The organism is Sporosarcina saromensis (assembly GCF_054901285.1).
The window spans coordinates 3,615,749-3,641,762 of sequence record NZ_CM142738.1 but is presented as its reverse complement, the minus strand read 5'-3'; the positions used below and the strand labels follow the sequence as shown (position 1 = coordinate 3,641,762).

Sequence of the window (26,014 nt, the reverse complement as noted above, 5' to 3'; positions counted from 1 at the left end):
CTAAAGTTTTCTTTATTGTACAACTTCCCGCAAAATCAGGAAGATCATAAAGCAAGTTGTAAGGTCATGCTTTCTAGCAGTGAGTTTCTCCACAAAATTTTACTTAATCATTCATCAACTTCAACGCTTTCATTTCCTCAGTCACATCAAGAATCATACTCGCAACCATCCGATCCTCGATGCGAGGCATCACATGAATATGTGCATCCAATGCATGAGCAGTCTTGCTTAACACATCGGCATTCGCTGAGCGATCCATCAATAAAGTAAGTCTCGAAGAAACAACTTCCACATTCGATTCCGTAATGCCGTTTCGTACAATCCACCCATACAACTCATAGAGTGTACACGCAATTCTTCGTTGATGTGTTAACCAGGTTATGCCTTCTTCTGAATGGTTTTCTTGATTGTTCAGTTTCAAACGGTCTTCAATCATCGTTGTAATGAGCAACAAGTTTTTAATGCCGTGTTCATTGCCTTTCCGATGCACTTTGTCATGTACTTCTTTCAGCATTTCATGGATCGTATCTTCATACATCGATTGCAAATCACGATTGGCATCCTCCAGTTTGTATGGCAAGATGAATTTATTAATAAGCAAAGCAAGAACGACTCCTGAAATGACGAGTAAAATCCGGTTCAACGTCAAGATTTCTGTTGTTCCCGTGACAAGTGCTGCTGCACCAATTGCCGAGAATGTCACCAAAATTGTACTGTAGCGATACACTTTAATGTAATTCATCAAATAACCCGCAGTCATGATCAAGATCGAACGCATGACATCTCCTTGGAAGAGCATGAAGAACCCAGTAACAAGAATTGCACCGATAACGGTAGCAAATATCCGGTCACGCATTTTCTGGCGAGATTGCTCATAAAGCGGAATGATGACCGATAACACCGTAAACATCATCCAGCGACCTTCATGGATTTCAAAAAAGTCGACGATGAATCCACTAAGTGTAATCCCGACAGCCATTCGAACAGCATACGACAATTTAATGGAGTTCGTATGACTGGGTGCTGTAGAAATCGTCATCTTTTGGAACTTTTTCGGTATCTGTTCCAAGTTTTTCACGACGTTCGTCTGTTTTTTGCTGAGGTCTTGGATATCAGCAAGGCTACTTCTTAAAAAGTCGACATTGTTCAACATGCGCAAGACGATAAGCGAGTGATTATGCTCCTCTTTATACTTCGCTAACATACTTGAATAGTACGTATCGAATTTGTCGACTGCATTCTTATCTTGAACTGCTTCGCTCGCCAACTGCAAGCATTGATGCACGTCTTCCAAAATAACCGCTTGCGCTTCGTCTTTTGAGAGGTTGTCGAGTAACATATTCATCTTTTCTAAAGCGGCCGAAATGTTTAACTTTAAACGTCCTTCTTCTGTCAAATAGTAGTTCTCTTCGCGCTTGTCATAAATAATACTTCGTAAGCCCGCGATATCCTCTACAATTTTCTCATCAACTTTAACGTGATCTTCACCTTTTTTCAGTAAATCAATCTTGTCAATTAACGATGTACAAATTGCTTGGATTTTCTTATCTCCGCTTTTCGTTATTTTGTTTTTATTCGCAAGCATTTGAATACCCATGATCGCCAACGCCCCAACTACGAGGGCAGCGATACGCGTCGGCATTAAATCCAACGGGACAGGGGAAGCTAAAATAAACAAATATTGTAACGAAAAGGGTAAATAAAGAGGGTTCTTCAAGTTGAAAAGTAACGAATAACTCACCACAAACATGACGATAAAATGAATGGGAATGGCTAACCAAACGTTAAATCCCGCAAGAAACGCTCCAATCCCGATGAACAAATTCAGCGCAATAAATTTCAACGTATTGCCAACTGGGCGGCTCGTTAAATCGCGTTCCAGCAACATGAGCATTGCAGTAATCGTTGAGACACCGATAAGGATATTCTCATTCCCAAAAATCGCTCCAAAGCCCATAATGAATCCGACAATCAAAACAAATAAAACTGTATTTGTAATAATTGTTTTTTTGTTCACAGTAAACTCCTCACTTCGTGTTAATAAAAATGTCTTCATTCGTAAGAAAGTCGACGCATAATTATCGATTATCTTCTAAGTTGCGAAAAGAAGTTTAACATCAAATTAATTTCCGGTAAAACAATTTGGGGAGAAAAGTAGTGAAAAGTCCTGGAGAAGTGACAGCTTTGTTGCAAGAGGAAATCGAAACCTATAGATGGAGCATTCCCTGCATATCATTGTTTTACTCGATATGTCGAAAGGGAGAAAGTAATAAAAAGGATGTAAACGTGGATGCTGATCACTTTAATAAGACGAGGCAACAGGCAGTGCTTCTGAAATGCCAATTTTAAAGCGAAAGAGAAAAGGCTTGATTTGTCAAAACCCATTTAGCGCGACAATGCGTGAGAATCGTAAGGAGCAAACCGCGAAATGAAGCAGACTTCTGCGAACGAGGCGTAGTTTCAGGGAACACCGCATAGTTCTGTAGAACGCGGCATATCTTCTCGAAACGCGGCATACTCCTGCAAAACGCGGCATAACTCCTCGGAAAGGCGCATACTTCTGCAGATATCGGCATATCACTCGGGAACGCCGCAAACTCAGAAGGTAAAAGAAAAAAGCCTTATTATGTAAAAACCCATTCAGCGCGACTATGCTTAGTCTCATATCCCAGTCACCCGCGATAGAATGTACCGTAAACGAATTGCTGCGAAAAAACCATAAAAAAAAACGAGTGGCATTCAAGTTATTGGTACTTGGATGCCACTCGTTTGCGGATATATAAATTATTTTTGCGGAGCAATCAACGATAGATTAACAACACAGTGTCGCGATTCCACTAAGCTTGCAACGAAGTTTCTTTCTCTGATTTGTCGACGACGGCAGCACCGACGATGTCTCCGACGACGTTTGAGGCAGTTCCACCCATGCCGATGATGGCGTCAACGCCTGCAATGAGTGCAACAATTTCAAGCGGCAAGCCGAACATTGTCAACACGGCAGACAATGTGACGAGTCCGGCCGCTGGCACGCCGGCAGTCCCAATCGATAGTAATGTGCCGATGAGGACGATGACGAAAAGATCAGATGCAGAGAGTTGTAGGCTTGTAATGTTGGCCGCAAACACAATCGAAATTCCCATCCGCAATGCGCCGCCATCTGAATTGAAAATCGCACCAAGTGGCAATGCGAAATTCGCTGTCTTCTCTGAGATGCCTGCATTTTTGGCAGCTTTGATGGCAACCGGTAAGGATGCAATACTGCTTGATGTGAAAAATGCAGTTGTATACGCTTCTTTCGTCCGACGGAAAAAATGGATAACGGGTGTGCCGGAAAAACGGAGAAAGCCTGTGTAAACGAATACCCACAATAGAACGATCCCTAAATAAAATACACCTGTAAAAGTCAGCAGTGATTTGAACGTTTCCCATCCTTGGCTTCCGAAAGCAACTGCGCTGATGGCAAACACGCCGATTGGTGCGTATAAGAGGATGCCATTCAACAGTTTGTAGAACAAATCATTCAGAGCGACGACGACTTGGTCAAGCAGCTCTGCATTTCGTTGCATCCGTTGATCCGTCGAAAATTTCATGGAGGACATCGCCATCCCGATGATGACGGCTAAAAAGATGATGGCCATCAGGTCACCACTTGCAAATGCTTGGAACAAGTTATCCGGAACCATTTGTAAAAGGATGTCTGAGAAATGAGGTGTTTCTTTTGGCTCTACCGTTACATCTGGCAAACGTAAAGATTGACCGGGTTTGAAGAAGAGGGCTAAGCCAACGCCGATTCCAACAGCTGCAGCAGTCGTTGCTGCGTAATATAAAATCAGTTTCCATCCCATACGGCCAAGCTGAGCGATGCTCATTTGGTCAACTGCCTTAACGACCGTGAGGAAGACGACTGGGATGGCTACGAGACTAAGTAAGTTGATGAGTAAGGTACCAAATGGTTTTAATACTTGCATCTGCTGTCCAAAAAGTAGCCCTGCTGCAATACCGATAAGGAAGCCGATGGTCATTTTTAACGCAAAGGGCGTCTTCCGATATCCATTCCAAATTTGCTTCAACATGAATTCTATTTCCACCTATTCTTTATCATTTTATAAAAGTGCATATCTAATAAAGTGTACTCTCTAACTGACGGTTCAGTCAATTCCCCTGCTTGTATTTGGGTGCCAGTCCCCGACAAGATTCTGAATTGTTCAGGTGCCTGTCCCTTTATATATTCTGAATAGTGCGCCATGAAAGAGCTGTTTATATTTTTTTGAAAAAATATCGGAGGAGACGTTGGAAAATATGCTACGATGAGAGGAGTTTTAGAGGAAAAAGGAGTATGCATCATGACTGTTCGTACATACATAAATAAGCATCGTTTTTGGGTGTTGGTGTTAATTGTTTCGATTTCAGGTTTTTCACAAGGGATGTTATTGCCGCTTATTTCGACAATTTTTGAGCGGGATGGAGTGTCGAGTGCGTTGAATGGACTAAATGCAACGGCACTGTATATTGGGACGTTGCTTATTTCGCCTATTATGGAAGCACCATTACGGCGTTTCGGTTATAAACCGACAATTATTGCAGGTGGAATCTTTGTGATTGCGGCACTTTTGTCGTTCCCGCTTTGGAAGAGTATTGTATTCTGGTTTGTGCTACGATTGATGATTGGAATTGGAGATCATGCGTTGCATTTTTCCACGCAAACATGGGTGACGAGTACTTCATCAAGAGAACGATTAGGCCGTAATATTTCCATATACGGTTTGTCGGTAGGCGTCGGTTTCGCTGTAGGTCCATTGTTCGTTCCACTTGTTGATATTTATGAAGGGTTGCCGTTCATCGTTTCAGCTTGTTTAAGTTTTTTGGCATGGTCACTTGTCTTCTTTTTAGATAACGATCATCCTGAAGTGATGGCGGGGGATGTGGTGCAAGGACGTTTCATCTCGAGAGCGAAAGCAACGGTTGCGGTTGCTTGGATTGCCTTCCTTGGCCCGTTCGGCTATGGATTTCTTGAGTCTTCATTGAATTCCATGTTTCCGGTTTATGCATTGCGAATTGATATACCGTTGTCGATGGTGTCCTTGATCATTCCCGCATTTGCAGCAGGCGGGATTATTACGCAAATCCCTTTAGGCATTCTTTCGGATAAGATCGGAAGAAAACCCGTCATGTTGATTACGCTCGGCGGTTCGAGTCTGGCTTTTGGCGGCTCTGCGTTAATGGGAAGTAATGCTGTTGGTATTTTAATCATGTTCTTTATCGGGGGCATGTTTGCAGGTTCAATTTTCTCTTTAGGAATTTCATATATGTCTGATTTGACACCAAAGTCTTTGTTGCCAACAGGGAACTTGTTATGTGGCATTTTCTTCAGTATCGGTAGCTTGACGGGCCCTATTTTAGGAGGCTATTTTCTTGAAATGCAAAAAGGGATTAGCTATCTTTTTCTCTTTTCGCTATTTTTAGGTGTCTTGTTCATTGCAACGTGGCTAGGGAAGAATCCAAAACGTCTCGTGGAAAGCTAAATACAGCACGAAGTAGGGGTGTTCATTCAAATTCATCAATAGAGGCATGAAAAGCTTGTATTGGCGCATAGTAGCTGTAGGAGGTGAACATCTTTGGAGAATAAAAATAACAACCAAACGATGAACGAGCGGACGCACAATCCTTTTGATACGTATCAAAGTAAAGATAAGGACGATACGAACAGCAACAATAACAATCCTTATGATAACCGAAATGAAGAGTTTTCAACCGAGTTCGACGCAAAGGTGAAAAACAAAAATAATAAAACGAATCACGACAAATCGCAAACTTCTAACCGTAAGAAAAAATAACCGCAAATGGCCTCCTTGTTTGGGGGCTTTTTTGGTGCTGGCTGCTGAATCAATTCAGAATTGTTTTGGTGCCTGTCCCCGAACAATTCGTAATTGTTCGGGGGACAGGCACTGGTTGAATTCTAAATCATTAGGAAGTTTATGATTTTTTGTAAATGGTTAGATGTTGTTAATTGCTAGAAGATCTGATGAGAGTGAAGTGATTTGAATGCGTATGGGGAATTGCCCATTTTCGGTAACGGCTGTAGAGGCTGTAGATACGATTGAGCAGGTGGCGGATGTGCATGTTGGTTATCGGCGTGCGCATGCGAAAGGCGTTGCGTATGATGCGATGTTTCAACCAAGTGATGCGATTGCTAAGTATACGACTGCCCCTCACTTTCAGACGCAACCGGTACAAGCAATTGTTCGTTTTTCACATAGCTCACCTTCTCCTCATTCACCCGAATTGCTCAATCCGATAAAAGGGATGGCCGTACGCTTTATGTTAGAGAATGGCGGATTTACAAATCTGACGATGGCCAATATCCCTGTTTTTGTTACAAAAACCCCCGAAGCCTTTGTGCAGTTGTTACAAGTGTTTGCGAAGGATACATTGTCATTCAAAGAGAAGCTCAACGCTTTACGAGATTCACCGGAATTTCACACGATCCCAAAGCTGCTTTCCTCCCTAAAACCCGTTAGAAGTTTTGCGTTAGAATCGTACCATTCCTTGCATGCGTATTATTTGGTGAATACACATGACGAAAAAGCCGCTGTTCGATTCAAGTGGGAGCCTGTACAGAGCGAAACAGCTAAATTGTCCAATTCAACTGATTTGGAAACGGAGTTGGAACAAAGATTGGAACAGGAGCAAGTGAAGTTTCGCTTGATGGTGCAATTCGCGGAAGGAACAGACCTTATCAATGACCCAAGCACTCCTTGGCCCGAAGATCGAAAAAATGTCGCAGGTGGTGTTTTAACATTGAGTCGCAGACGGGAAGACGGTGCAGAAGACTACCAATTTGACCCGACTGTCTTACCAAAAGGGATGGAATGTACGGACGATCCAGTTTTACATTTCCGATCACAAGCATACGAAGAATCTGCAACTCGTAGACAACGTGAACGTAACCTGGACAAAATGAATGGAAACTTAGAAATGTAAAAGACTTTCCGAGTGAATTGGAAGGTCTTTTATATTTGACTTTTATACTGATAATTCTGAATTAAATTGGTGCCTGTCCCCGGAAAAATTCTGAATTGAGTGGGGGACTGGCACTAGAAAAACTGGCACTAGAAAAAATAAATAGTAATTGTTACGCTTTAGTTCTCATAGTATGATTGATATATTCATATTTATGAGGGGAGATGCGTACAATTGGGTGTTCCGGTGTATGTGATTGGTGGGTTTTTAGGGAGTGGAAAGACGACGGTTTTACAGAATATGATTGCGATGTGCAAATCCAGGAATTTGCGCCCTGTCATTCTATTAAATGAAATCGGTCAAAAGAATGTTGAAAGAGAATTGTTTGGCGATGAGGAAGTCGTGGAGTTGTTGGATGGCTGTATTTGTTGCACCATTCAGGATGATTTGCGTGACACGTTGAATGGTTTAATGGAGAAGAAAGAGCTGTTCGATATTGTGTTAATTGAGGGGACAGGTGTGGCAAATCCGATGGACATTCAAGAGGTGCTTGTTTCGTCCGCCATATGTCAACATTTCGACTTACTATCGGTGATTACCGTTGTGGATGCGAGTCGTTATTTGGACTATCAAAGTGTTTTTTCCAGTTCATCGGACGTAAGAAGACTGTTACAGGAACAAATCATGTGTGGCAGTTTGCTCGTTGTGAATAAGGTGGATGCTCTTTCATCAGCGGAGTTGAGGAAAGTACGGAAGAAGCTTGATCAAGTAGTCGGTGCGCATCAAGAACAAGTAGCGTGCTCATTTGGAAATGTTGATGAACAGACATTGTTTCAAAGAAGAATTGACAGAGCGTTATTTGAAAACGGTGAGCAAGTTCGAACGCACAAACCACATCGTCACTCTTCCATACAAGTCATTTGTTTGGAAGATTTTCCTGCATTGGATCAGCGTGCGTTTGAAAATTGGATGAAACAGCTACCTGAAAGTGTTCTACGGGGTAAAGGCTATTGTCGATTCCAACATTCGGATCGTGTAGTCAGTTTCCAATACGCATCAAAAAAATTAACTTATCGGGAACTTGAAGAGAATCGAGCGTTATCCACAATCGTACTGATTGGAATTGAACTAAACATTGAACAAATCAAGGACCAATTTGAAGCGTTAGCGGGGGTGAATTGTTGATTGGTCATCGAATGAAGAATGGAATTGGATTGACGGCATTCGGTATTCTTCTCATCGTTCTATTATTTGTCGGAATCCCTTACATCCAGTTTGAAATCCCGAAAAGCATATTGTTGCTCAATACAATGTTTCTAAGCATTATTTTAGAAGCATTCCCTTTTATTCTCATAGGGGTATTTGCTTCCGCCGTCATCCAGACATTCGTTTCGGAGGACATGGTTAGAAGGTTTATTCCAAAAAATCCGCTTCTCGCCATTGTTCCTGCAACAATTGTCAGTGTGCTGTTGCCCGTGTGCGAATGCGCAATTATTTTAGTCGTGCGCCGACTGTTGAGGAAAGGGCTCCCCTTACATGTAGGCATCATTTTTCTAGTTGGGGCACCGATATTGAATCCAATTGTCTTCGCTTCAACGTATTACGCATTTCAGTCGGAGCCGTCAATGGCATATGCGCGAATGGGACTAGCCTTTTTGTTGGCAATTAGTATCGGACTCGTCATGTATGTTCTTTTTAAAAATACCTCTCAATTGAAGCATTCGACGGAGGACTTGGTGTCTGCAACTGAGCAACAGACAGAGCTAACCGGAAAGCGGAAATGGAAAACCGTCTTTTATCATGCTAGTGACGAGTTTTTCGATGTCGGGAAGTATGTAATTTTTGGAACAATTGTTGCAAGTGCATTCCAAACGTATTTCAATCGCGATCTGTTAGTGACTGTGAGCGAGAATGACATCGTTGCACCACTTGTGATGATGGCATTCGGCTTTGTGTTATCCATTTGTTCGGAGGCCGATGCGTTTATTGCATCCTCGTTTTCCCATACGTTTTCAACAAGTTCGCTGTTGGCGTTTCTATTATACGGACCGATGTTAGATTTGAAAAACGCCATTATCCTGTTTGCGTATTTTAAGTCGAAATTCGTAGTCGTTTTTATGGGAGTGATTACGGTGGCTGTATTTGCAATCGTTTTAATATACCAAAGCGTCATTTTGTGAGGTGTGAATGAATGAAAGAACATCCGAGCGATGAAAGAGGGCATGTGTTATTTAGATCCATTATCTACTTTGGATTTTTCCTGTTATTGTTCCAGTTAATGATGTCAGGGACAATTCGTTATTACATTGCGCCGAAGATGATGCCGTTCATGTATTTTTTACTAGCAGCTTTACTCATTTTAGGTATTGTTCAGTTAGTAAGAAGTACGTCTGACAAGGAAGAAGATTTGTATTGTGACTGTGGATTTATTCATCAACAATCGAAATCCATTGTGCAGACAATCATCGTCTATGCGTTATTTGTCATTCCGATTTTGACGGGATTATGGTTCCCAACAGTTGTGCTCGACAGTTCGATCGTGGCTAAGCGAGGAGTGAATTACGGCGCAGGACCTCCTATAACGACTGATGTAGCAGGTACGGATGTCGGTGAGGATGAGTCCAGCGTTGAGGAGGATGATTTACTTGTGCAAGACCGTCAAGCACTTTTGGCGGATGAAATGGATAATAAACGACTCGGTACATTAAAGCAGGAGCTGCTGGATAGCGACAAAATTGTCATCGATGATGAACGCTACAATGATATTATGCTCATCATTCATGAAGACCTTGAACCTTTCATTGGAAAAGAAATCGAATTGGTCGGCTTTGTGTACAAAGACGATCAGACTGCAGAAAACGAATTTCTCATCGCCCGTTTCGGCATCACCTGTTGTGTGGCAGATGCGTTCGTTTACGGCATCCGTTCTTCGTCAGACGCTGTCGCCAAACTCAATGAAGATGATTGGGTCCGTGCAACTGGAACGCTATCCACCTATCAATTAGATGACTGGACCTTACCCTTCATCCAAATTACTCAACTCGAACAAATCGACCAACCTGCCAATCCGTATATTTACAATGAGTAAAGATGACTTTTGTCTGAGTATTCATAATTTTGTTGGTGCCTGTCCCCCAAACAATTACGAATTGTTTGGGGGACAGGCACCATTTTTTTAGTTCTTTTGAAGGAGTAAAGCCATCGACAAGGTGTTGTAGTAGGTGTGATAAGGGTGTCTTTTTTTAGGATTCCTTCCGTTTCAAATCCGAGTTTTTTGTAAAGCTGGATGGCAATTTCGTTATCTTCTCGTGTTAAGAGTGTGATTTTTTCAGTGACGCCGTTTGTGCGTGCCCATTCAATGAGTTCATTCATCATTTTTTTCCCTAAACCGAGACCGGTGTGAGTTTCACGGATGACAATCCCTAATGTTCCAACATGTTGTACACGTTTTTTCAAAGGGGAGTCGATTGTTGCGATGGAGATAATCTCATCGTTTGCGATTGCGAGGTACATGATGGAACCTTGCAACTGTTGTGTCTTTTGGATGGTCGTTTGAAAGGCTGCGACATCTGTCGTAAATTCATCTTTGCCAAATGAAAGAAAATCAGTTTCTCCGCCTACTAGGTTGTAAAAATCAATTATTTGCTGTGCATCGTTTGGCAAGGCTTCTCTTATAAAGACTTTCTCACCATTTTTTAATAGGAATGTTTCCATCACGGTCACTTCTTTCGTTTAGATATCTGTTACTAATGCATTAAACTATACTGGCATTCTCGGTAGTTAAGCATACATGATGAAAGTAGATTTGTGTAGATGCTGAATGCTGATGTTGCATTGAGGAGGGCAATGATGTATTCTTTAAATAGTAATCATTACGATTTAAAGAAAGAGAGTGTGGAGAAAGACGATGAAAACTAAGAAAATACCGGTGACTGTGTTAAGTGGCTACCTTGGTGCAGGCAAGACGACTTTGTTGAATCATTTATTGGCCAATCGAGAAAACTTGCGAATTGCTGTCATTGTGAATGATATGAGTGAAATTAATATTGATGCGAAGTTGTTGGAGAACAACGGTTTTTCCCGTACTGAGGAAAAGCTTGTTGAGTTGTCAAATGGGTGTATTTGTTGCACGCTGCGTGAGGACTTGATCATTGAAGTAGAGAAGTTAGTGAGACAAGGTGAAATTGACTATATTGTTATTGAATCTACGGGCATTTCTGAACCGATTCCGGTTGCGCAGACGTTTACTTACATTGATGAAGAACTCGGCATTGATTTAACAGAGATTTGTACACTGGATACGATGGTGACTGTTGTTGATGCGTATCGTTTCTGGCAGGATTATGAAAGTGGTGAAACGCTTTTAGAGCGTCAGCAAACAGATGACCCGAACGATCAGCGTGACATCTCGGACTTACTAATGGACCAGTTGGAGTTCGCAAATATTGTGGTTGTCAATAAAATCGATCTCGTTGAAAAGGAATATGAAGAGGCATTTGTTGCATTTCTTCGCAAAGTCAATCCGGATGCTGAAATCATACTCACTACGTTTGGAAAAGTAGCGCCATCTAAACTATTGAATCGACAATTATTTGATTTTGAAAAATCGAGCGAAGGTGCGGGTTGGATAAAAGAATTGAACGAAGAGCATGTGCCGGAGACGGATGAGTATGGTGTTACGTCATTTGTCTACAGAAGAAGACGACCGTTCCATCCTGCTAGGTGGCATGCGTGGTTAACAGCATTTCCTCAAGAAGTCGTTCGGGCAAAAGGATTTTTCTGGCTTGCGTCACGGAATGATTGGTCAGGAATATTCTCACAAGCGGGTTCTTCACTCGTCTTTCAAGCTGCCGGCCAATGGGTCGCTGCATTGCCGAAAGAAGAACAGAAAGCAATTTTTCAAGAGGATCCTCATTTGTTGAAACGATGGGATGCTACATATGGCGATCGACTAAACGAGCTTGTATTCATTGGGCTGGACATGGACCAATCAGAAATTGAAGACAGTTTGGATAAGTGTTTACTGACCGATGAGGAAATGACTTTGGATTGGTCTACTTTTAAAGACGACTTGCCGAAGTTTTAAGTGAAGTGAGACTACAAAAGTTAGCGGTATTCCAGGTATTGTCGATCCGACCTGCATCGTGATAGGTGGCGGTGTGTTCAATGACCATCCAGCTTTAGTGGAAGCCATTCGACTTGAATTACGACAGTACTTAAATCATCCGCTATTAGAAGGAAAAGAGAAGCGAATTGAAGCAAGCATTTATAAAGGTAACGCTGGTTTGCAAGGTGCTTTTGCAAGATGTCGATGAATAAATAAACAAACCCTCATTCCTACAGCGGATGAGGGTTTTCTTGTATGGTGTTCTGTGAATGAAGCCTATCGGAATCTCATTTCAGATTCTTTATTAAAGAAATGTGCACGGTTCATATCAACCGCTAATGAGACTTGTTGTCCTTGTTGCAATGGCGTATCTGCTCCTAAACGTGCGACGAACGATTGAGATCCGATTGACGAATAGACCATAAGCTCTGCGCCAGTTAGTTCTGCAACGTCCACATGCACATCTATTTTTGCATCCACTAAGTCATTGAGCGTTTCTGATTTGTCATATATATGTTCAGGTCTTACGCCAAGGATAACGGATGATCCGAGTGCATTGTTTTCTTTTAAAAGTGTGAGTTTGTTTTCAGGGATTTTAAGTGCAGTTTGATCCATTGCAAAGTAACCATCGATCACTTGTCCTTCAAAGAAATTCATTGCGGGAGATCCAATAAATCCTCCTACAAATACATTCTCGGGATTTTCATACACTTGTTTCGGTGTTCCGATTTGTTGGATAAAACCGTCCTTCATCACGACAAGCCGTGTAGCCATTGTCATCGCTTCTGTTTGGTCGTGTGTTACATAGACTGTTGTGGTCTTCAAACGTTGGTGTAGTTTTGTGATTTCTGCGCGCATTTGAACGCGTAATTTAGCGTCCAGATTTGATAGCGGTTCATCCATTAGAAAAAGACCTGCATCCCGGACAATCGCTCGACCAAGTGCGACCCGTTGTCGTTGTCCCCCAGACAACGCTTTCGGCTTCCTTGTTAAGTAGTCTTCCAATCCTAATATACTAGCTGCATTTTTAACACGTTGATCGATTTCTGCTTTAGAAAACTTCCGTAATTTCAAGCCAAATGCCATATTATCATAAACCGTCATATGTGGATAAAGAGCATAGTTTTGAAATACCATGGCAATATCCCGGTCTTTAGGAGGAACATCATTCATTACTTTTCCATTAATGCGTAACTGGCCATCTGAAATTTCTTCCAATCCAGCAATCATACGTAATGTTGTTGATTTTCCACAGCCTGAAGGTCCTACAAGAACGATGAATTCCTGATCTTCCACTTGTAAATTGAAATCGGAAACAGCTACAGCATCATCACTATACTTTTTAAATACATTCTCTAGTACCAATTCTCCCATCATCTTCACCCCTTGTATGTACTACTTATAAGGATACAGATGTTAGGGATAACAAGGTATGTACAAGTTGCACAAATCATCTTTGAAAAAATTGTGCAACAGTTGCTTATTTGCTAAAACGTAAATGTGCGATGTAGGCAACGAGCGCGCCATTAAAACTACGAGCAGATATGCCTGTTAGCTCCTGAAATTTCGTTAACCGATAGTTTAATGTATTTCGGTGGATGTGTAACTTTTCTGCTGTAATCGAACCGTTGAATCCATTTTCAAAGAAACTACAAACTGTATGTAATAATTCTAAGTCTTTTCGGATGGGAACAATAATTTCTTGATGCATTGCATGCTCCATGGTGGGCGTTATTGCACGTTCTAAAAACAATGGAAAGATTGATTCCATTGTAAAAATCCGTTTTGTTGGCATTTCAGAAATTCCATCTTTAAACCAATTGCGTTCCTGTTGATAATAAGAAGGGTATGTTGAATCTGCACATTGAAACTTCCCTATGTATATCCTCGTCTTACAATAAAAGTCACTTTCTAATACAGCTGCAAATGAATTGAAATCGTCATCACAATACAAGTGTATAGTCTTACGCTCTATTAACAATACATGTCTTTCAGACGAAAAGATAATGATCATTTGTTCATCAAAAAATGCTTGCATTGCTTCTTTTAAATCGACTTCAAGGGAGTCATTTGCTTCTAGTGACAACTGGATGATACGAATTTGATCTTCGTTTGATAGGAGAGAAGGACCGTCCCCTTCTAAATAGTACAACCAATTTTCTTCTGTATGAGTGAGTGAGGTTGAAGAATAAGTTTCCTCGGTTAATAGTGTAGAGAGTAAAAGATAGTCACGCGCTGAAACGTCTTTTTTATGTATACTTATCCAAGTATCCGTATTGTGATTGAAGAATACATAGTCATCTGAGTTCCATAGTGGTTTTTGGGTCAATAACTTTAGAGAAGGGAATAGATTAGCGAGATTATATGACAATGGAGAGCGACCACCTTCCAAAGGAAATTGTAGAAAAACACTTCACTATTATTATATCGATTTTTTGCAATAAACAGAAGTGAAGTTTTATTCCGTGATGTACAAGTTCCAGTGTTCAACACATTCCGCACCAAAACTTTTTTCTTGTCGTTATTTCCTGGTGAATGAACGAACTTTCTCTTGTTCCGCTAGAAAATCCTGTCACAATATGTAGAATGTTCATCCACTTTGCAACTTCAGTCATATACGTTTGCATGAAAATATGGGGTTATGCAAATACTTGATTTGTAAGGCGTGAAGGGGATTTGATGCGCAACGTTACAATACGTAGTTGAACGTAATCGTTTGATTACCCGCGCAATCATTGTTATGCTGAAGGGGCGGCGAATTTTGCGACTAGTTGACGAATAACCAAGTAGATTGACAATTTATGTTGTCCAGATAACTAGAAAGGGGTTGACGTGTATCCAGTCACCAGAAAAACTTCATAATAACTCTACGATTGCAGTGGAAACATCTGACGATTACTCGTTGGACCGTGTGCCACGGAACGAACGGACGAAAAGTTGGTTGAGTATAACGAATATAACATTCGGGATTGCTACCGCCATTTTTTATTTCCAAATGGGAAGCGTGATGGCGCTTAAATTTGGAGCCGTGAATGCATTGATTTCTTCCGCTTATGCAATCATTGTCGCAGGATTGCTCGGAACGGTCATTGCCTATTTGTCTGCCAAGTCCGGTATGAACGTAAATTTACTTTCGCGCGGTGGAGGTTTCGGCTATATCGGTTCGTCCTTGACGTCACTGATTTACGCGTCGAACTTCATTATGTATTGCGCGTTTGAAGGACTCATCTTAGTATCCGCAGTTCATCACTTCTTTCCTTCACTTCCAAAATGGATTCTCATTGTTGTATTTGGATCCATCGTTATCCCTCTAAACTGGTTTGGAATCGAGCAATTAGATAAATTACAGAAGTGGTCCTTACCTCTATTTATCATCTTTTTATTAACTGCAGTTGTTGTTTCCTTCTATAAACCGCCTATTTATACCGGTTCTGTATTTACGTATATGCCTGACGGTGTCCAAATCGGTGGGGAAGCCCTCTTACTTTGTATCGGCATGCACCATGGCATTATGGGATTGACCGCGTTATTGGCATCTGATTATGCGAGGTTCCTGAAACCAACGGATGTTAAGGTAGGTTCCTTCATGATTGGGTTCATCCCACAATTTTTCTGTTTTGGCGTGATGGGTGGCCTTGGCATTTGGTTTGGTGTTCGATTTTTAGAATCTGATCCAGGTGTGTATATCGTCCTCTTGCTCGGAATTGGTGGAGCGTTGTTCACGATGTTAACGCAATTACGTATTAACGTCACGAACATTTACAGTGGTTCCTTATCGCTCTCTAATTTTTTTGAAAACATGTTCCGTTTTACACCAGGTAGACGTTTTTGGGTCGTGGTAGCAGGTCTGACCGCTATCCTTCTCATGTTGCTCAATATTGTCGATCATGTCGATAAATTAATGACTTTCCAAGGGGTATTTTTACTTGCATGGGCCGCTGTCCTTGTGACAGATGCATTAGTCGTTAAAAAATGGTTGAAAATTGGTCCTACGTATTACGTCGCTCGTCAAAAGTACTTGTATAAGTGGAATCCCGTTGGTACGGTGTCGCTTATTGTAGCAAGTGTCCTTGGAACAATAGCAGCGCTTGGGTACATGGGATTATTTTTAGAAACGACGGCAGCCTTCTTTGCAGCCTTACTTGCCTCCATTTTGACGGTTATCATCGCTGTGATGACGAAAGGAAAGTATTATGTGACGGAAGAGCCAAAAGATATTGTGCAAGAAGACAAATTAGCCTAACACTTACACAAGCAGGAAATGAGTTAGACTAAAACTGTACGATCCGGTCAATGAGCGATTGGATTGTACAGTTTTTTTATGTTCAGATTGTGTATTAATTGCTTAAAACAAGCTATCCAAAAATAAATACTAGATAACTACTAGGACACTCACAATGAATAGGTATTTAATTACAGAAAAAATGTTTAATTTCGAGCTAAACATTAAGACTTTCGACCCGATATAGATGTTGTTCATACTACATACTTGAGGTGAGAGAATCTAATGAAGAAAATGGGTGTATTTCAGAGGAATTTGATTGGTACGTTAGTGATTTCCATTTCACTTCTCGTCATTGCAATTGTTTCAGTAAATTATATAAAGAGCCAAGAGACGTTAGAAGACGAAAAAGCACAGACGGAAAAACTCATTGAAGAAAACTTATTAAGTGTCATCGAAGGTTCGGATGTCGCGTACTCCATTATTGAACAGTCTTTGTCTGAAAAGATGGAACTGTACACAAATATTTTACTAGATGAGTACAAGCAAAATCCTGATGTCTCAACATGGGACTTAGAGCGTTTTAAGACAGAGTTCGATGGTTTTGATATATTTTTCTTAAATGATCAATTCGTTGTTGACTATGCAACAAGAGAAGCAGATTTAGGACTAGATTTAAAAGAGTTCGGTCTTGAAGGATTATTGCAGGAGCGTATGGATGCTGGAACGTATTTTGACGATCGTTTAGAAATTAGTGAAGCAACGAAAGAGACGAATAAGTTCAGTTATACAGCGACGCCCGATAAAAAATATATGATTCAAATTGCAGCAACGGCTGATCAGTTTTCGCATTTGATTCAGTCGATGGATTTGGAACTGTTGACGAAAAATCTGATGGAAAAACATCCATATGTTGAAGATATCGGTATTTATACGATTAATATCGATGGGATTCCAGCGTATTCAATGAATAAGAAAAACGATGAAGGTGAAGCTGCAGTATTGCCGGATTCGTTGCTGGACATTGGTGCAAAAGCAATTACCGAAGATAAAGTTTTGGAGAAAAAATCTTCGGATACGCTTTATAAGTTTATTCCTCAAATCGATTTGACGTCTGATGATGAGAACAAGTACCGCCAATCCCGTTTACTTGTTTTGACTTATGATGATCACTATTTTGCAGGTCAATTAAAGACGAATAGTGTAACAGCACTAATTATGGTCGTTGTCTCCGTCATTGTTGCGGTAGTGCTATCCATTGTGATCGGCCGTCGCGTGTCCAAACCGATCCACCAATTCAGTGCAGTCATTGATCGAACAGCGCAATTGGATTTTACTGACAACGAGCATGTGGCAACGTTAGTAAAGCGAAAAGACGATTTTGGCGTATTGGCCGAACAGTATGAGCAAATGCTTGTTTCTGTAAGAGGCGCATTTGACAAAGTAATCGACTCGACACATCATTTAATGGCCATGTCAGAACAATTCACGTCAAGTGCGGATGAAACGAAAACGGCTTCTGTCCAAATTTCAAGCTCCGTGCAGGAGATGGCCTATGAAACGGAAAACCAAACACAAACTGTACGCCAATCCATTACCGATATCGGAATGATTACCGAAGAAGTTGGTAAATTACTAGCAAACATTTCAAAAGTGAATGAACTCGTACAACAGACCGTACAGGCTTCAACAACTGGAAATGCAATTGTAACGGATACGGAAAAAAGCATGGAGCACATTAACACTTATACGAAGCAATCGAAAGAGACCGTCATTGAATTGCATGAGAAATCTTCCCGAATTGAAAACTTCTCTACGTTTATTACGTCCATCGCTGATCAGACGAACTTGCTTGCGCTGAACGCAGCAATTGAATCTGCACGAGCTGGGGAAGCAGGAAAAGGATTTGCGGTTGTTGCGAATGAAGTGCGGAAACTTGCAGAGGAATCGAGTAATGCAGCAAATCATATTCGTCAATTAATTACGGAGATTAAAGAAGATATTTCACAGACGGTCGACAGCATGACAGAAGGGTACGAAACTGTAAAAAATGGTACGTCACTTGTTCATGAAGCTGGAGAAGCGTTCAGAGATATTTTGACTGCGGTCCAATCAGTATCCAGTCAGACGACGGAAGCGACATCGATTTCAAAAGAAGTGGAACAGGTCATGCAAAACTTACTTCAATCGATTCAGCAAATTGCAAGTTTGTATGAGAAGTTAGGAAGCCATTCAGGTGAAATTGCAGCCTCTACTGAAGAACAAACAGCAACCGTCGAAGAAGTAGCGTATGCAGCGAAAAACCTTTCTGATATTGCGGAAGACTTACAAAGAGAAATTGAAAAGTTTACGGTATAAGTTGTTTCTCAAAGAATAGCCGATTCGCACAAAAACTCAGTTCGCTCGATAGGGAGCAACTGGGTTTTTTCAACTTCAGTAGATTTTTTAGCTGTATGGCTTTGTAATGAAGGATAGGCATGAAAAACATGCATAGTTCTCTCAGTTGAAGAGGAAGCTAAGTTCGAGAAGTTTCTAAAAACATTTGCTGTATAATCGCATAATATGCTATTCTGAGATGTGGAATCGGTTACACAAAGAAGGTTTTTGTACTGAGAAAAGGTCAGTTAATTATAGAGGATAGAACAGGTGATGAATGTGTCGAATAACATTGTTGTCGTCGGAAGTATGAATATGGATATTGTCATGTCGGCGGAACGGTTGCCGAAAATTGGAGAGACAATTTTAGGCGAAAAAGTTACGTATCTGCCAGGAGGTAAAGGTGCGAATCAAGCGGTTTGCATGGCTCGTCTGCAAGGTGATGTGACAATGGTTAGTGCGGTTGGTAACGACGAGTTCGGCCGTAGCCTTAAGGACCAAATGGAAAGTAACGGTGTAAAGACGGATTTCATTCGCGTTGTAGATGGCGTACAAACGGGCATTGCGAATATTTTCCATGTGAATCGCGATAATTGCATAACTGTCATTCCGGGTGCAAATTATACCGTGACAAAAGAACGCATTACGAAAGAAGTCGTCCAAGCGATTGCTGCTGCGGATGTGTTGGTCGTTCAGTTGGAAATCCCACTCGAGACCGTACAGTATGTGTTAGGGATTGCTAAACAGCACGGCGTGAAAACGATTTTAAATCCAGCCCCTGCTCAATTTTTATCACCGGAGTTGCTGTCGCTTGTTGATTATTTGACGCCAAATGAGACGGAGTTTGAGTTGTTAACAGGTGAGCATTATACAACGGATGAGGAATTATCCGCTCTAATGTTGAAATGGGAATCAACGTATCATCATACATTAATCGTCACGTTAGGGGAGCGCGGCTGTGCCATATTAGAAGATGGTCAACTTGTCGTAACGCCACCACCCAAAGTGGAAGTTGTGGATACGACAGGTGCGGGGGATTCATTCAATGGCGCATTGGCGGTTGGGATTTCAACGGGTAAATCGTTGAAGGAAACGGTCGACTTTGCAGTGAAAGTGTCTGCGTTGGCAGTGACAAAGTTTGGTGCACAAGAAGGCATGCCTTTTTACGAGGACATTCATTAATCCTAGAGGAAATGAGGGGAAGTACGATGGTAAAAGTTTCGATTGAGCAGATTGAAAAACAGTTCGAAAGTTATTTAAAGGAAACGTATAAACACTTGCATGAGCATCCTGAATTAAGTGCGGAAGAATACGAAACACAGGCGTTCATTACGAAAGAGTTGGATCGTATGGATATCCCGTATCAAAAAATGGCGAAAACGGGTGTTTGCGCAGTGCTGGAAGGCGCGGAAGCTGGAAAAACGATTTTGCTCCGTTGCGATATCGATGCATTGCCGATTGATGAACAGACCGGCTTGGCGTACGCTTCGACAAAACCAGGTGTCATGCATGCGTGCGGTCACGATGCACATACGACAATCGGTTTAGGTGTTTTATCGGTATTAAAAGAACGGTTAAGCGAGTGGAAAGGGACTGTGAAAATCATGTTCCAACCGTCCGAAGAAGTTCAGCCAGGTGGAGCGAAGCCGATGATTGACGAAGGGATTCTTGAAAATCCGACAGTCGATGCGGGACTTTGTTTGCATACGAATCCGTTTTTAGCTCCTGGCAAGTTTGAAATGAGAAAAGGCTATATGTTAGCGAACACGGACCGGGTTTACATATCCCTCATTGGAAAAGGTGGACATGCTGCTGCTCCTCAACAGGGGATTGACGCAATTGCCATGGCAGGGCAGTTCATTACCGGCATTCAAAACATCGTGTCTAGACAAACATCGCCCCTTGACAATGCGGTCATTACGTTCGGCACAATTAACGGCGGAACGACTTCGAATGTCATGTGCGACCGTGTCGATATTGCTGGGACAGTCCGCACAATTAGAACGGAAACGCAAGACAAAATCATTGCCCAAATTGAGCAATTGTTGAAGTCAGTGACGGACTTCTGGGGCGGGGAGTATACGTACAACTACAGTAAAGGCTATCCAGCAAGCTGGAATGATCCGGAATTGACGGACGTCGTAGCAACAGCGATTCAGACAGCTTTTGGTGAAGATAAAGTCGTAGAAAACGAGCATCCTTATATGAGTGGCGATGATTTCTCGGTCGTTGCACAAGCGGTTCCATCCGTCTTCATGTATTGGGGAACTGGTTCGGATGAAAAAGAGAATTACCCTTGGCATAACGCGTATTACCATGTGAATCTAGAGGCTCTAAAATACGGTGTAGCAACAGCAGTTGAAAGCATTACAGCATTACTCCAATCAGAAAAGGTAGGGAAATAACGATGAAAAAAATCATTATTGACGTAGATACAGGAATTGATGACGCAATTGGATTGTTGTTGGCGGCGAAAAGTGGCCAAGCGGATATTTTAGGATTTACAACGGTAAATGGTAATACATCCCTTGAACAAGCGACAATTAACACTGCAAAAATCGTTAAATTGCTTGGTCGCGATGATATTAAAGTTGTCCAAGGAGCGAGCCGTCCGTTAATGCGTGAACCGCATTTTGAAGTAAGTGTACACGGCAATGATGGAATTGGTGGGGCACTGAAAGAGATGGAAGTAGAAATTAAGGACGAAGGATTTGCACCGGATTTCATCATTGAGCAAGCCGAGCTACATAAAGGCGAATTGACGATTGTATTGCTTGCGCCATTGACAAATATGGCGCTTGCTATCCGCAAGGAACCTCGCTTAAAAGAATGGGTGAAAGAACTGGTCATTATGGGTGGAGCAGTTGACCATCCTGGCAACATTACACCGACTGCGGAATACAACATGTACATCGATCCGGAAGCAGCGAAAATCGTACTTCACGCAGGTATTCCAATTACGCTTGTCGGATTGGATGTCACGAGCCAGACGTTGTTAACTGTTGCGGATATTGAAAAAATGCGTCCGAGTGAAATTAGTGAGTTTGTAAAGGACTCGACGAATCACTACATGAATCGCTACATGGAGCTGACAGGAAAACGTGCTTGTTCCATGCATGATCCGCTAGCTGTAGGTGTGGCTTTAGATAAATCACTTGTTCGTACAGAAAAACTGTATGTTGACGTTGAAACGAATAGTGACTTATGTGATGGACAAACGGTTTGTGATTTTAATAATTGGACGAAAAAAGAGCCTAATGTCGATGTATGTCTTGAAGTGGATAGTGAACGTTTCATTTCGACACTTATTGATACGTTAAGTAAATAATCATGGTGGGAAGTCTGACGATTTCAGTCAGACTTTTCGCTTTTACTTGGATGGAAAGAAGGAAATGGAGATGGAGGAACGATTATCAAAACCTGCTTTGTCGTTAGCAGGTGTGCAATGGCTGTTTTTCATGTTTGCGAATACGATTGTTGTGCCTCTTTCGGTCGGTGCTGCATTTCATTTGCCGGATACGGAAGTTGCGACGATTATTCGGAGTTCGTTTATATTGACAGGTGCTGCAAGTATTTTGCAAGCATTGTTTGGACATCGCTATCCATTAATGGAAGGGCATGGCGGTGTATGGTGGGGGCTTGTGTTAAGTCTTTGTGCTTCTGCTCCAGCTGTCGGGATTAGTTATGCGCAGCTCGGTGGCAGTCTTGCATTAGGAATGGTAGCGGCTGGAATCGTAACGATTCTGTTAGGGGCAATTGGTTTTTCAGATGTGCTAAAGCAGATTTTCAATAAAGTAGTGTTAACAGTCTATTTGTTTTTATTATCCATACAGCTCATTATGATTTTCTTTAAAGGGATGCTCGGTATCGGTGTGGATGGCACGATAAATGAACCCGTTGCATTGTTGTCCATTTGTATTGTGCTGCTTGTGCTTTTCTTAACTGTAAAAGTAAGAGGGAAAATCGGTAACTTTGCTATTCTCATCGGAATGATCGGCGGTTGGATAGCCCATAGTCTTTTATTCCCGGCAACGGCACAAGTATCTGGAACGGGGACTGCGTTATTTACCTATTTGCCATGGGGCTCATTCCGATTTGATATTGGTATTTTGTTAACTGCTTTTTTTGCTGGGCTAATTAATATGGCGAATTCGTTAGTCGCAATTACGACTGTGGAGAAAGTATTTAAGACGACGACAGATAAAAAACGATTCAGTTGGTCCTTTATGTTAACAGGTGTGCATACGATTGTGGCGGGATTGTTCGGGTTAATCCCATACGGACCGTATACATCTTCCATCGGTTTTTTGGAAAGTACGAAAATCTATCAGCGTGCGCCGTTCATACTTGGAGGGTTGCTGTTCATCGTGCTTGGAGTTGTCCCTATACTTGGTTCGTTTTTCTCGACAATGCCGATGAGTGTAGGCGATGCGGTTTTGTTTGTCGCATACTTACAACTGTTTGGAACTGCAATTAAGAATTTGGGGAATTTACCAGTTGGTCGCATGTCGCTTTATCGTTTAACGATTCCTTTGCTCGTCGGAATTAGTGTAATGAATATCCCGGCGGAGACGTTCAGTGTGTTTCCGGTATTATTTCAACCGATTGTGAGCAATGGTTTATTAGTCGGTGTGTTGTTATCAGTTTGTATGGAATTGTTCTCAAGGAGAAGTTCGGTTACAGTTTCATAAAAACGGTTGAGTTCCGCATACTAGGAACTCAACCGTTTTTACTTGGATTGAATGGAAGTTGACTGTTTTACTTGTAATTCGACTTCAAATGTTTGCGTGTACGTTTCAATCGGATCGCCATTAATGAGTTTGACTAACGTATCAACGGCTGTTTTGCCAATTTCGTAAATGGGCTGGGCAACTGTTGAAATTTCAGGTGACATCATTTCCATTTGGATGCCGTCAAACCCGATGACTTTGACGTCAGTAGGGACAGAAAGGTTTGCTTCTTGCAGGGCTTTAATTGCGCCTGCCGCCATTAGGTCATTGCTTGCAAAAACACCGTCGAGATCGGGGTGTTTCTGGATAAGTTCCTGCATTGCCCGGTAGCCACCTTTGACGGTGAAATCACTATATGCAATAAGGCTCGGTGTGAATGAATCGAGTTGCTTCGCAATGACTTCGTATCCGTTCGTCCGTTCGCGGGAAGATGTAATATGAATCGGCCCGCAAATATGCGCGATTTTCCGACAGCCTTGGTTTTGTAAATGTCCGGTTGCAAGTTTACCACCGTTAAAATTGTTGGACATGAGCGAGACGATTGAACTGCCCGATAAGTGATTGTCCATAAGGATGACTGGGATTTTGCGTTTTTGTAAGTGTTCAAGTTGTTCGGGTTTAATCGTGTAAGACGAAATGATGATGCCGTCGACTTGCTTGTGAATTAATGTTTCAATATATTTTTGTTCTTTTTCTGGATTGTTGTCTGTGTTGCATAAGATGAGTGTGTAATCATAAGCGTTTGCTGCATCCTCGGTCGCTCTTGCGACTTCGGGAAAAAATGGATTTAAAATGTCTGGTACCATAAGTGCGATTGTCGCGGTTTTCATGCCCGCTAAGCTTCTTGCAATGTTATTTGGTTTGTAATTCAGTTTGTCAATGACTTCTGCGATTGCATCTGCCGCTTGTTGACTGACGTAGCCATTTTTATTCAAATAGCGTGAAACGGTAGCAACAGAAACGCCTGCTAGCTTGCTGACATCTTTGATTGTAGGCAAAATGAACTCACTCTCCTATGTTATCGCTTACATAAACATAGCAATAAAGTGAAGACAAATCAATACAGTTTGAATTTTTAAGTGTTAAAAATAGACATTGACAGTGAATATGATTTTTGGTAAATTACATGTAACCGATTACACATATCGTCGAAAATGTCACTTGTGAATAAAGGAGAAGAGGATGAATATACTCACTGGCCTATTAGGTTGTCTTGTTATATTGTTTATTGCTTTTTTGTTATCTGAGAACAAAAAGAAGATTAATTATCGTATTGTAGGGATTGGTGTTGCACTTCAAATCCTTTTTGGCTATCTTGTACTGAAGTCGACGATTGGGCGTATGGTACTTGAGAAGATTTCTGAAGGGGTTCGAAATGTCATTCATTATGGAAATGAAGGGTTAGCGTTTGTTTTCGGAAGTTTGGCAGACCCGTCACAACCGACTGGTTTTATCTTCGGAATTCGAGTAGCAGCGATGGCGATTTTTGTCACTGCGCTTATTTCAGTGTTGTACCATTTTGGCATTATGCAGTTTTTTGTCCGTGTAGTTGGTGGAGGGCTTGCAAAACTTTTAGGGACAAGCAAGCCGGAGTCTTTGACAGCAGCTTCCAATATTTTCTTGGGAATTCAAGAAGCGCCTGTCCTTATTAAACCTTATATAAAAACGTTAACAAGATCAGAACTATTTGCCGTAATGGTCGGTGGTCTAGCCTCGGTCGCGGGTGGAACCTTAATGGCCTATGCCGCGTTAGGTATACCGATAAACTTCCTGTTGTCAGCGAGTTTCATGGCAGCTCCTGCGGGATTGGTTTTTGCGAAAATCCTGATTCCTGAAACGGAAACACCTGTTTTGAATGCGTCTTCCATTTCTGTTGATCCTAGTGAAGTAGCAGATGAAGAAGAGAAGTCAGGTCTGATTGATGCCATCACACGTGGTGCGATGGAAGGGATGAAAATGGCTGGGCTAATTATCGCGATGTTGATTGCTTTCATTGCTGTATTAGCGTTAGCAAATGGAATTTTAGGCGGAATTGGTGGTTGGTTTGGCTTCCCTGACCTTTCACTCGAACAAATTTTTGGATATTTGTTTGCACCATTGGCATTCATCATGGGGGTTCCGTGGTCTGAAGCGATGACTGCAGGTAACTTGTTAGGGCAAAAGGTGATTTTGAATGAGATGGTTGCCTTTACGTCATTCCAGCCGATGATTGATATGCTATCGGATAAAACTGTTGCGATTATGACCTTCGCTTTGTGTGGTTTTGCAAACATCGGTTCACTTGGAATTCTAATCGGAAGTATGACAGCTTTTGCGGAAAACCAACGTGCAACTGTCACGAAATTAGGGATGAAAGCTGTACTTGCAGGGACCCTTGCGAACTTGATGAGCGGAACAATCGCTGGTATGTTTATGTAATCAATATTTACGAATAATCAAAAAGAGGTGACAACACGCGAGATTGCGTGAACTCACCTCTTTTTTTATCTTATATAGATAGTTGAATTGTGGTAATATAGGGAATTATGCGCGTGCCTGTCCCCCGGACAATTTGCAATTGTTCGGGGACAGGCACCAAAACGATTCTGAATTGTGTCGGGGACTGGCACCTTAAAGGGG

Annotated in this window: 21 protein-coding genes; 15 read left to right on the top strand and 6 right to left on the bottom strand. The window is 41.7% G+C overall.

The features are described from left to right. Positions 1 to 103: 103 nt before the first annotated feature. Positions 104 to 2,017 (bottom strand): FUSC family protein, encoded by a 1,914-nt coding sequence (locus tag ACVHUV_RS18350; protein ID WP_462085576.1) that lies wholly within the window; start codon positions 2,015 to 2,017, stop codon positions 104 to 106. 820 nt (positions 2,018 to 2,837) lie between these two features. Further along, positions 2,838 to 4,073, bottom strand: coding sequence for a dicarboxylate/amino acid:cation symporter (locus ACVHUV_RS18345; RefSeq protein ID WP_462085575.1), 1,236 nt, complete (start codon positions 4,071 to 4,073; stop codon positions 2,838 to 2,840). A gap of 270 nt (positions 4,074 to 4,343) precedes the next feature. On the opposite strand from ACVHUV_RS18345, the gene ACVHUV_RS18340 reads away from it, so the two are divergent. The 6 genes from ACVHUV_RS18340 to ACVHUV_RS18315 all read left to right on the top strand — a co-directional run bounded on the left by ACVHUV_RS18340 (position 4,344) and on the right by ACVHUV_RS18315 (position 10,048). Continuing rightward, a complete protein-coding gene (locus ACVHUV_RS18340) occupies positions 4,344 to 5,522 on the top strand; it encodes an MFS transporter (RefSeq protein ID WP_462085574.1) in 1,179 nt (392 codons plus the stop codon). Between the two features lie 93 nt (positions 5,523 to 5,615). Further along, on the top strand, positions 5,616 to 5,834 hold the full coding sequence (locus ACVHUV_RS18335) for a hypothetical protein (protein WP_462085573.1): 219 nt from the start codon (positions 5,616 to 5,618) through the stop codon (positions 5,832 to 5,834). 208 nt (positions 5,835 to 6,042) lie between these two features. Next, complete coding sequence (locus tag ACVHUV_RS18330; RefSeq protein WP_462085572.1) at positions 6,043 to 6,981, top strand: catalase; 939 nt, start codon at positions 6,043 to 6,045, stop codon at positions 6,979 to 6,981. 213 nt (positions 6,982 to 7,194) lie between these two features. Further along, on the top strand, positions 7,195 to 8,145 hold the full coding sequence (locus tag ACVHUV_RS18325) for a CobW family GTP-binding protein (RefSeq protein WP_462085571.1): 951 nt from the start codon (positions 7,195 to 7,197) through the stop codon (positions 8,143 to 8,145). A gap of 11 nt (positions 8,146 to 8,156) precedes the next feature. After that, positions 8,157 to 9,140 carry a permease gene (locus ACVHUV_RS18320; protein WP_462086951.1) on the top strand — a complete coding sequence of 328 codons (984 nt, stop codon included), beginning with the start codon at positions 8,157 to 8,159 and terminating at the stop codon, positions 9,138 to 9,140. Between the two features lie 11 nt (positions 9,141 to 9,151). Further along, positions 9,152 to 10,048, top strand: coding sequence for a TIGR03943 family putative permease subunit (locus ACVHUV_RS18315; RefSeq protein ID WP_462085570.1), 897 nt, complete (start codon positions 9,152 to 9,154; stop codon positions 10,046 to 10,048). On the opposite strand, the gene ACVHUV_RS18310 is transcribed toward ACVHUV_RS18315, so the two are convergent. Then, the gene (locus tag ACVHUV_RS18310) at positions 10,036 to 10,674 is read right to left on the bottom strand and encodes a GNAT family N-acetyltransferase (RefSeq protein ID WP_462085569.1); all 639 of its coding nucleotides are present in this window, start codon (positions 10,672 to 10,674) and stop codon (positions 10,036 to 10,038) included. The genes ACVHUV_RS18315 and ACVHUV_RS18310 overlap by 13 nt on opposite strands. A gap of 193 nt (positions 10,675 to 10,867) precedes the next feature. Here ACVHUV_RS18310 and ACVHUV_RS18305 point away from each other — a divergent pair, with 193 nt between their 5' ends. Continuing rightward, positions 10,868 to 12,046 (top strand): GTP-binding protein, encoded by a 1,179-nt coding sequence (locus tag ACVHUV_RS18305; protein ID WP_462085568.1) that lies wholly within the window; start codon positions 10,868 to 10,870, stop codon positions 12,044 to 12,046. A 28-nt stretch (positions 12,047 to 12,074) separates the two neighbouring features. Beyond that, positions 12,075 to 12,275 (top strand): ROK family protein, encoded by a 201-nt coding sequence (locus ACVHUV_RS18300; RefSeq protein WP_462086950.1) that lies wholly within the window; start codon positions 12,075 to 12,077, stop codon positions 12,273 to 12,275. Between the two features lie 68 nt (positions 12,276 to 12,343). On the opposite strand, the gene ACVHUV_RS18295 is transcribed toward ACVHUV_RS18300, so the two are convergent. Then, positions 12,344 to 13,441 carry an ABC transporter ATP-binding protein gene (locus ACVHUV_RS18295; protein ID WP_462085567.1) on the bottom strand — a complete coding sequence of 366 codons (1,098 nt, stop codon included), beginning with the start codon at positions 13,439 to 13,441 and terminating at the stop codon, positions 12,344 to 12,346. 106 nt (positions 13,442 to 13,547) lie between these two features. Beyond that, on the bottom strand, positions 13,548 to 14,438 hold the full coding sequence (locus ACVHUV_RS18290; RefSeq protein ID WP_462085566.1) for a PucR family transcriptional regulator: 891 nt from the start codon (positions 14,436 to 14,438) through the stop codon (positions 13,548 to 13,550). 465 nt (positions 14,439 to 14,903) lie between these two features. Between ACVHUV_RS18290 and ACVHUV_RS18285 the strand changes: the two genes are divergently transcribed. The 6 genes from ACVHUV_RS18285 to ACVHUV_RS18260 all read left to right on the top strand — a co-directional run bounded on the left by ACVHUV_RS18285 (position 14,904) and on the right by ACVHUV_RS18260 (position 23,356). Continuing rightward, positions 14,904 to 16,310: a purine-cytosine permease family protein gene (locus ACVHUV_RS18285; protein WP_317946789.1), complete on the top strand. Its 1,407-nt coding sequence runs from the start codon at positions 14,904 to 14,906 to the stop codon at positions 16,308 to 16,310. Between the two features lie 264 nt (positions 16,311 to 16,574). Then, complete coding sequence (locus ACVHUV_RS18280; RefSeq protein ID WP_462085565.1) at positions 16,575 to 18,647, top strand: methyl-accepting chemotaxis protein; 2,073 nt, start codon at positions 16,575 to 16,577, stop codon at positions 18,645 to 18,647. 291 nt (positions 18,648 to 18,938) lie between these two features. Further along, on the top strand, positions 18,939 to 19,847 hold the full coding sequence (gene rbsK / locus ACVHUV_RS18275; RefSeq protein ID WP_462085564.1) for a ribokinase: 909 nt from the start codon (positions 18,939 to 18,941) through the stop codon (positions 19,845 to 19,847). 26 nt (positions 19,848 to 19,873) lie between these two features. Beyond that, entirely contained in the window at positions 19,874 to 21,070 is a 1,197-nt protein-coding gene (locus tag ACVHUV_RS18270; protein WP_462085563.1) for a M20 metallopeptidase family protein, read from the top strand. A gap of 2 nt (positions 21,071 to 21,072) precedes the next feature. After that, positions 21,073 to 21,993, top strand: coding sequence for a nucleoside hydrolase (locus ACVHUV_RS18265; RefSeq protein ID WP_462085562.1), 921 nt, complete (start codon positions 21,073 to 21,075; stop codon positions 21,991 to 21,993). Positions 21,994 to 22,063: 70 nt separating this feature from the next. Continuing rightward, on the top strand, positions 22,064 to 23,356 hold the full coding sequence (locus ACVHUV_RS18260) for a uracil/xanthine transporter (protein WP_462085561.1): 1,293 nt from the start codon (positions 22,064 to 22,066) through the stop codon (positions 23,354 to 23,356). Between the two features lie 38 nt (positions 23,357 to 23,394). Here ACVHUV_RS18260 and ACVHUV_RS18255 read toward each other — a convergent pair whose 3' ends face one another. After that, on the bottom strand, positions 23,395 to 24,393 hold the full coding sequence (locus ACVHUV_RS18255; protein WP_462085560.1) for a LacI family DNA-binding transcriptional regulator: 999 nt from the start codon (positions 24,391 to 24,393) through the stop codon (positions 23,395 to 23,397). Between the two features lie 184 nt (positions 24,394 to 24,577). On the opposite strand from ACVHUV_RS18255, the gene ACVHUV_RS18250 reads away from it, so the two are divergent. After that, positions 24,578 to 25,813 carry a NupC/NupG family nucleoside CNT transporter gene (locus ACVHUV_RS18250; RefSeq protein ID WP_462085559.1) on the top strand — a complete coding sequence of 412 codons (1,236 nt, stop codon included), beginning with the start codon at positions 24,578 to 24,580 and terminating at the stop codon, positions 25,811 to 25,813. Positions 25,814 to 26,014 lie beyond the last annotated feature (201 nt).

What these genes read in the sequence shown, in the direction of transcription:
- ACVHUV_RS18315 (WP_462085570.1), top strand. Translation starts at nt 9,152, where the DNA reads ATGAAAGAACATCCGAGCGATGAAAGAGGGCATGTGTTATTTAGATCC.
- ACVHUV_RS18310 (WP_462085569.1), bottom strand. Translation starts at nt 10,674, where the DNA reads ATGGAAACATTCCTATTAAAAAATGGTGAGAAAGTCTTTATAAGAGAA.
- ACVHUV_RS18295 (WP_462085567.1), bottom strand. Translation starts at nt 13,441, where the DNA reads ATGGGAGAATTGGTACTAGAGAATGTATTTAAAAAGTATAGTGATGAT.
- ACVHUV_RS18250 (WP_462085559.1), top strand. Translation starts at nt 24,578, where the DNA reads ATGAATATACTCACTGGCCTATTAGGTTGTCTTGTTATATTGTTTATT.
- ACVHUV_RS18345 (WP_462085575.1), bottom strand. Translation starts at nt 4,073, where the DNA reads ATGTTGAAGCAAATTTGGAATGGATATCGGAAGACGCCCTTTGCGTTA.
- ACVHUV_RS18270 (WP_462085563.1), top strand. Translation starts at nt 19,874, where the DNA reads ATGGTAAAAGTTTCGATTGAGCAGATTGAAAAACAGTTCGAAAGTTAT.
- ACVHUV_RS18305 (WP_462085568.1), top strand. Translation starts at nt 10,868, where the DNA reads ATGAAAACTAAGAAAATACCGGTGACTGTGTTAAGTGGCTACCTTGGT.
- ACVHUV_RS18260 (WP_462085561.1), top strand. Translation starts at nt 22,064, where the DNA reads ATGGAGGAACGATTATCAAAACCTGCTTTGTCGTTAGCAGGTGTGCAA.
- ACVHUV_RS18280 (WP_462085565.1), top strand. Translation starts at nt 16,575, where the DNA reads ATGAAGAAAATGGGTGTATTTCAGAGGAATTTGATTGGTACGTTAGTG.
- ACVHUV_RS18330 (WP_462085572.1), top strand. Translation starts at nt 6,043, where the DNA reads ATGCGTATGGGGAATTGCCCATTTTCGGTAACGGCTGTAGAGGCTGTA.
- ACVHUV_RS18320 (WP_462086951.1), top strand. Translation starts at nt 8,157, where the DNA reads ATGAAGAATGGAATTGGATTGACGGCATTCGGTATTCTTCTCATCGTT.
- rbsK (WP_462085564.1), top strand. Translation starts at nt 18,939, where the DNA reads ATGAATGTGTCGAATAACATTGTTGTCGTCGGAAGTATGAATATGGAT.
- ACVHUV_RS18340 (WP_462085574.1), top strand. Translation starts at nt 4,344, where the DNA reads ATGACTGTTCGTACATACATAAATAAGCATCGTTTTTGGGTGTTGGTG.
- ACVHUV_RS18265 (WP_462085562.1), top strand. Translation starts at nt 21,073, where the DNA reads ATGAAAAAAATCATTATTGACGTAGATACAGGAATTGATGACGCAATT.